General features: G+C 74.6%; 5 protein-coding genes. 2 read left to right on the top strand and 3 right to left on the bottom strand.

Annotated elements, in window-relative coordinates:
* Nucleotides 1-933, bottom strand: a 933-nt coding sequence (locus tag AOJ26_RS15720; protein WP_053848903.1) for a DUF4349 domain-containing protein, incomplete at its 3' end; no start/stop codon positions are given.
* Nucleotides 934-1090: 157 nt separating this feature from the next.
* Between AOJ26_RS15720 and hemG the strand changes: the two genes are divergently transcribed.
* Nucleotides 1091-2530 (top strand): protoporphyrinogen oxidase, encoded by a 1440-nt coding sequence (hemG, locus tag AOJ26_RS15725; RefSeq protein WP_053848904.1) that lies wholly within the window; start codon nt 1091-1093, stop codon nt 2528-2530.
* Nucleotides 2531-2535: 5 nt separating this feature from the next.
* Nucleotides 2536-3267 carry a hydrogen peroxide-dependent heme synthase gene (gene hemQ, locus AOJ26_RS15730; protein WP_053848905.1) on the top strand — a complete coding sequence of 244 codons (732 nt, stop codon included), beginning with the start codon at nt 2536-2538 and terminating at the stop codon, nt 3265-3267.
* Here hemQ and AOJ26_RS15735 read toward each other — a convergent pair whose 3' ends face one another.
* A complete protein-coding gene (locus tag AOJ26_RS15735) occupies nt 3268-4878 on the bottom strand; it encodes an alpha/beta hydrolase (RefSeq protein WP_053848906.1) in 1611 nt (536 codons plus the stop codon).
* 602 nt (nt 4879-5480) lie between these two features.
* On the bottom strand, nt 5481-6323 hold the full coding sequence (locus tag AOJ26_RS15740) for a TIGR04222 domain-containing membrane protein (protein ID WP_053848907.1): 843 nt from the start codon (nt 6321-6323) through the stop codon (nt 5481-5483).
* Between the last annotated feature and the right edge of the window lie 157 nt (nt 6324-6480).

Here is a 6480-nt window from a genome sequence, read left to right on the forward strand (position 1 = left end):
CAGGGCGGTCGAGACGCCCGCGGGGGCGGGCCGGCGCGGCAGCCGGGGCCGGACCAGCCGCAGCCACACCAGCACGAGCAGGGCGGCCCCGGCCAGGAACGGCAGCACCGCGGCCAGCGCGACCACGATCCAGCGCAGCATGGTCACGAACGCGTCCCAGCCGCCCGCCAGCGCGTCCACGACCCCGGGGTCGTCGTCCTCCTCGGCCTTGACGACCGGCGACTCGGACAGGGACAGCGTGACGGTGGCCAGGCTCGTGCGGTCCTTCAGGGACGCCTGGCGGGCGAGCAGCGACTCCAGGTCGGCCTGACGACTGCTCAGCTCGCCCTCCAGGGTCACCACGTCGCTCAGCCTGGTCGCCTTGTCCATCAGGTCCCGGATCCGCGCCACACTCGCGCGCTGGGTCGCGATCCGGCTCTCCACGTCGACGACCTGGTCGGTGACGTCCTGGGCGTTCGCGGTGCGTTCCAGGAGCTTGCCCGCGCCCTCCAGCCCGGCGAGGACCTCGTCGTACTTCTCGACCGGCACCCGCAGCACCACCTCCGTCTGCTCGCGCCCCTCCTCGTCCCGGGAGGTGGTCTCCTTGCCGACGAACCCGCCCGCGTTCTCGGTGCTGGTACGGGCCGCGGCGAGCGCCTTGGGCACGTTCTTGACCTGCACGGTCAGGGTGGCGGTGCGGATGATGTGGCTCGTGGGCACCTGGGGCGCGGCGGTGGCCTGCCTGCCGCCCGCGCTGTCCTCGGCGCCGGCCGCGCCCTTCCCGTCGGCCTGCGAGGCGGCCCGGTCCTCCTTGGCGAGGCTGCCGCTGTCGCCGTCACCGCCCCCGGCCCCGCTGCACCCGGTCAGGGCGAGGGCCGCGGCCAGCAGGAGTCCGGCCACGGCCTGGACGGGCCGTACGGAGCTGCGTGAACGGCGTGAACGTGGTGCGCGCATGGGCGTCCCCCCGAGGGTCGTGAACAGCTGACGCTCCTTCGACGCCGGAAGGGACGCGAACGTTGGACGCGGGCGGTCCCGATGCGGTCACGGTCAGGACTCGTCGAGGACACCGGGCCGCCGGTGGACTGTCGGTGGGGTCTGAGAGGCTGGGGCCATGAGCGGATCACAGGTCGTCGTCGTCGGAGCCGGCATCGCGGGGCTGGCCGCCGCCCACCGGCTGGTGCAGCGCGGTGCGCAGGTCACCGTGCTGGAGGCGTCGGACCGGGTCGGCGGCAAGCTGCTGCCCGGCGAGATCGCGGGCGTGCGCGTCGACCTCGGCGCCGAGTCGATGCTGGCCCGCAGGCCGGAGGCGGTGGCCCTGGCGCGTGAGGCGGGCCTCGGCGAGCGTCTCCAGCCGCCCGCCACCGCGACCGCCTCGATCTGGACCCGCGGGGCCCTGCGCCCCATGCCCAAGGGCCACGTCATGGGCGTCCCCGGCACCGCCGATGCCCTCGCCGGGGTGCTGTCCGACGAGGGCCTCGCCCGCATCGCGCGGGACGCCGACCTGCCCCGCACGGAGGTCGGCGACGACGTGGCGGTCGGTGCGTACGTGGCGGCGCGCCTGGGCCGCGAGGTCGTCGACCGCCTCGTGGAACCCCTCCTCGGCGGGGTGTACGCGGGCGACGCGTACCGCATCTCGATGCGCTCAGCGGTCCCGCAGCTCTTCCGGGCCGCGCAGACCCACGCCTCGCTGACGGAGGGCGTCCGCGAGATCCAGGCGAGGGCGGCCGCGAACCAGCAGACCGGGCCCGTTTTCATGGGCATCGAGGGCGGGGTGGGCACCCTCCCGCTCGCCGTCGCCGACGCGGTCCGCGCGCACGGCGGCGAGATCGTCACCGGCGCACCCGTGAGCGAGCTGCGCCGCGAGGCGGCAGGCGGCTGGAGGGTCGTCACCGGGGACCGCGTCCGGCACGCCGACGCCGTGATCGTCGCCGTCCCCGCCCCGGCCGCGGCGCGGCTGCTGCGCGCCGAGGCCCCCGAGGCCGCAGGCGAGCTCGACACCGTCGAGTACGCCTCCATGGCCCTGGTCACGCTCGCCTACCGGCGCTCCGAAACCGCCCTGCCCGAGGGCAGCGGCTTCCTCGTCCCGCCGGTCGACGGCCGCACCATCAAGGCGTCCACGTTCGCCTCCCGGAAATGGGGCTGGATCGCGGAGGAGAACCCGGACGTCGTGGTCCTGCGCACCTCCGTCGGCCGCTACGGCGAGACGGAGATCCTGGAGCGCGACGACGCCGACCTGGTGGACGTCTCCCGCCACGACCTGCGAGCGGCCACCGGTCTGGACGCCGCTCCCCTCGAAACCCGCGTCACCCGCTGGACCGACGGCCTGCCCCAGTACCCCGTCGGCCACCACGCGCGCGTGGCCCGCATCCGCGAGCACGTCGCCAAGCTGCCCGGCCTCGCGGTGTGCGGCGCGCAGTACGACGGCGTCGGCATCCCGGCCTGCGTCGCGAGCGCCCACGCGGCCGTGGACCAGCTCCAGGGCGACCTCACCGCCGTGCGGGAGCTCACGGCCAACCCGGTGCAGAGTCTGCACGGCGGAGCGGGAGAATAGGGGCCATGAGCAACGACGCCCCCACCCCCGAGTCCGGCAGGGTCCCGAACAAGGGCAAGCTGGCCAAGGACCTCAACGAGGTCATCCGTTACACGCTCTGGTCCGTCTTCAAGCTGAAGGACGTGCTGCCCGAGGACCGCACCGGCTACGCCGACGAGGTCCAGGAGCTGTTCGACCAGCTCGCCGCCAAGGACGTCACCATCCGCGGCACCTACGACGTGTCCGGGCTGCGCGCCGACGCCGACGTGATGATCTGGTGGCACGCGGAGACCAGCGACCAGTTGCAGGAGGCGTACAACCTCTTCCGCCGCACGAGGCTGGGCCGCGCCCTGGAGCCGGTCTGGTCGAACATGGCGCTGCACCGCCCCGCCGAGTTCAACCGCTCGCACATCCCGGCCTTCCTGGCGGACGAGACCCCCCGGGACTACGTCAGCGTGTACCCGTTCGTGCGGTCCTACGACTGGTACCTCCTCCCCGACGAGGACCGCCGCCGCATGCTCGCCGACCACGGCAAGATGGCCCGCGGCTACCCGGACGTCCGCGCCAACACCGTCGCCTCCTTCTCGCTGGGCGACTACGAGTGGATCCTGGCGTTCGAGGCCGACGAGCTCTACCGCATCGTCGACCTCATGCGCCACCTGCGGGCGTCGGAGGCCCGGATGCACGTCCGCGAGGAGGTCCCGTTCTACACGGGCCGCCGCAAGGACATCGGCGACCTCGTGGCGGGTCTCGCCTGATCAGCGAGCGGGGGTGACGGACGCCTTCCGGGAGCCGCCCCTCGGCTCGGGCTCGGCGTGCGGGGCGCAGGCGGCGCGCCGCACCGGGAGGCGGCCCTCCAGCAGGTAGGCGTCCAGGTGCCCGTTGACGCAGGGGTTGGGGCCGCCCGCGATGCCGTGCGTGCCGGCGTCCCGCTCGGTCACCAGCACCGAGCCGGACAGCCGCCGGTGCATCTCCAGGGCGCCGTCGTACGGAGTGGCCGCGTCCCGCTCGGCGGCCAGGATCAGCGTCGGAGGCAGCTCACCGGGCCCGGTCCGCACGTCCAGCGGCTCCTGCCGGGCCGCGGGCCAGTACGCGCACGGCAGGTTCAGCCACACGTTGTCCCACGTCTCGAACGGCGCCACCCTCGCCAGCCGGGTGTTGTCCCGGTCCCACACCTTCCAGTCCGTCGGCCAGGACGCGTCGTTGCACTCGACGGCCGTGTAGACCGCGTTGGAGTTCTCCGCCTCCTTCGCCGCCTCCTGGTGCGGCCCCGCCTGCTGGATCAGCGGCTTCGGATCGCCCTTGAGGTACGCCGACAGGGCCCGCGCCCGGTGCGGCCAGAGGTCGTCGTAGTAGCCGGCCGACAGGAACGCCCCCTGGAGCTGCCCCGGCCCGACCCTGCCGCCGGCCGGTTCGGCGGCCAGCCTCGCGGCCGCCTTCTCGTAGCTGTGCAGCACCTCCTCGGCCGTGGCCCCGAGCCCGTACACGTCGTCGTGCCGGGCGACCCACTCCCGGAAGTCCGCCCACCGCCCCTCGAAGGCGGCCGACTGGTCCAGGTTGTTGCGGTACCACACCTGCTCCGGGGCCGGGTTCACCGCCGCGTCGAAGACCATCCGCCGCACGTGGGACGGGAAGAGGGTCGCGTACAGCGCGCCGAAGTACGTCCCGTACGACGCCCCCATGAACGTCAGCTTCTGCTCGCCCAGCGCGGCCCGCAGGACGTCCAGGTCCCGGGCGTTGTTCAGGGAGGTGTAGTACGACAGGGCCGCGCCCGCCCGCCGCGCGCACCCGCGCGCGTACGCCTTCGCCTGCGCGATGCGTTCCTTCTTGTACGACTCCGAGGGGTGCGCCGGCGCCTGCGTGGGCGCCTTGAAGAACTGCTTGGGGTCCGTGCAGGACAGCGGCGCCGAACGGCCCACCCCGCGCGGGGCGTAGCCGACCAGGTCGTAGGCGGCGGCGAGCCCCTTCCACTCGGGCAGCGCGCCGACCAGCGGGAAGTACATGCCGGAGCCGCCGGGACCGCCCGGGTTGTAGACCAGGGCGCCCTGCCGGGGCACCCGGCGCTTGCTGTTGCGCGGGTCCTTCTGGGTGGCCCGCACCCGGCTGACGGTCAGTCGGATCTGCCGGCCGTCGGGACGCGCGTAGTCCAGCGGGACGGAGACCGTGCCGCACTGGACGCCGTCAGGAAGGTCCTCCACCGCGGGACAGGCGCCGAAGCGGATGCCGGCCGCCCCGGCGCGGGCCGCGGCGACGGCGGTGCCGTGGATTTCGGCCGCGCCCGGGGCGGCCGGAGCGCCCCCGGCCGGTGCGGCGGCGAGCGCGGTCAGGAGCAAGGACCCGGCGGCCGTGTAGAGGGCGGGAGTTCTCATCGGTGTCCCTTCGGTGCGCGGCAGCGACAAAAGGGATGTTTCGTTCGGTTGTGGGGGAAGGCAAGCACCGCCCCGCCGGTGTCGGCCCCAATGCCTCCGTGCGCCCCCGGGCAGGTTCAGTCGCGCCGGTGCGGACGTCGGTGTTCCGCGGTGGGAGGTGGTGGTGCGCGTGCCGCCGACCGCAGAGCGGCCTCAGGGCAGCAGCTCACTCGGCTGTCCGCCCGGCCGGCGGGTTCTCGTCGTCCTGCGCCCGACGCGCCGCACCGACCGGGGCGGCCCGGTCGTGCCGGTGCGGACACCGGCGCTGCGTGGTGGAAGCGATGGTGTGCCCTTGCCGCCGACCGCGGAGCGGCCTCAGGGCAGCAGCTCATGGGGCTGTCCGCCGGGCCGGCGGGTTCTCGTCGTCCTGCGCCCGGCGCGCCGCACCGACCGGGGCGGCCCGGTCGTGCCGGTGCGGACACCGGCGCTGCGTGGTGGAAGCGATGGTGTGCCCTTGCCGCCGACCGCGGAGCGGCCTCAGGGCAGCAGCTCATGGGGCTGTCCGCCGGGCCGGCGGGTTCTCGTCGTCCTGCGCCCGGCGCGCCGCACCGACCGGGGCGGGTTCAGTCGCGCCGGTGCGGACGTCGGTGTTCCGCGCCGTGTCCGCCGGGCCGGTCTTCCCGCCGTTCCTCGCGGTGCGGGCCGTGGTGCTGCTCGCGGTGGGCGAACGCGGCGCGAAGGTCGGGTTCGCCGACCGCGCTGATGCCGCGTACGGCGACCGAGGTGAGATACGTCCGCTCGTCCGTGCCGCCGGGGCGCCGGGTCAGGGCGCCGAGCAGTCGCTGTCCCGCCGGGGAAGCCCAGCGTGAGTACGGGTGGACCTCCATCCGTGCGATGGCCAGGCAGCTGACGGTCAGGGCGAGCGGCAGCGCGAACCAGAGGGCGACCAGGTGCCGCGGCGTCTCCGACGGGTCGGGCACCAGCAGGGCGAGCGCGCCCAGCGCGACGACGGCCAGGGCGGCCAGCCGTACCTGCTGGACGGCCGCCGCGATGCCGGAGCGGGTGCCGTCGGGCACGGCGAGGCCCGCGTCCACGAGCCGGTCGGCGAGGCGGCGCACCGCGGCCGCCGCGGCCGCGTCCGCCCGCACCGGAGCGATCCGGGACTGCCCCTCCGGCCCGATGGCCCCGATGACGGAGCGCTCCATCTCGTCCCGGCCGCGCGGGTCGACGACGGTCGCCCAACCGGTGTGGGCCAGCAGCAGGCGTCGCTGCCGGGCCATGGAGACCAGCGTCAGATCGGCGACCCGCCGCGGTCCGCCGGACAGGAACGCGGCCTCGTACAGCGTCAGATCGTGTCCCCGGCCGTCCGTGTCCGCGGCCGCCGCGCGCACGGCGGCGAGGCACAGCCGCGTGCAGGTGGTGCCGGCGGCGGCCCAGGCCAGCAGCAGAAGGAGAACCCAGAACATGCCGCGTTTCTATGCCAAAGGCTCCTGGCGGCGCCATGGGCTGTTCACGATCCGGACGGAGTGTTGTCGGTGTGTGACGTTCCGTTTGTCCGGAACCGGCCTACGACGGCTCCGGATCCGGGGGCGGACTCGTGGCGGCCGGGGGGAGGGTGAAGGT

Origin of the sequence: Streptomyces sp. NRRL B-24085, assembly GCF_001282115.1 — a bacterium.
Classification (GTDB): domain Bacteria; phylum Actinomycetota; class Actinomycetes; order Streptomycetales; family Streptomycetaceae; genus Streptomyces.

Excerpts from the sequence above, each read along its gene's own strand:
- AOJ26_RS15735 (WP_053848906.1), bottom strand. The coding sequence starts at position 4,878 with ATGAGAACTCCCGCCCTCTACACGGCCGCCGGGTCCTTGCTCCTGACC.
- AOJ26_RS15740 (WP_053848907.1), bottom strand. The coding sequence starts at position 6,323 with ATGTTCTGGGTTCTCCTTCTGCTGCTGGCCTGGGCCGCCGCCGGCACC.
- hemQ (WP_053848905.1), top strand. The coding sequence starts at position 2,536 with ATGAGCAACGACGCCCCCACCCCCGAGTCCGGCAGGGTCCCGAACAAG.
- hemG (WP_053848904.1), top strand. The coding sequence starts at position 1,091 with ATGAGCGGATCACAGGTCGTCGTCGTCGGAGCCGGCATCGCGGGGCTG.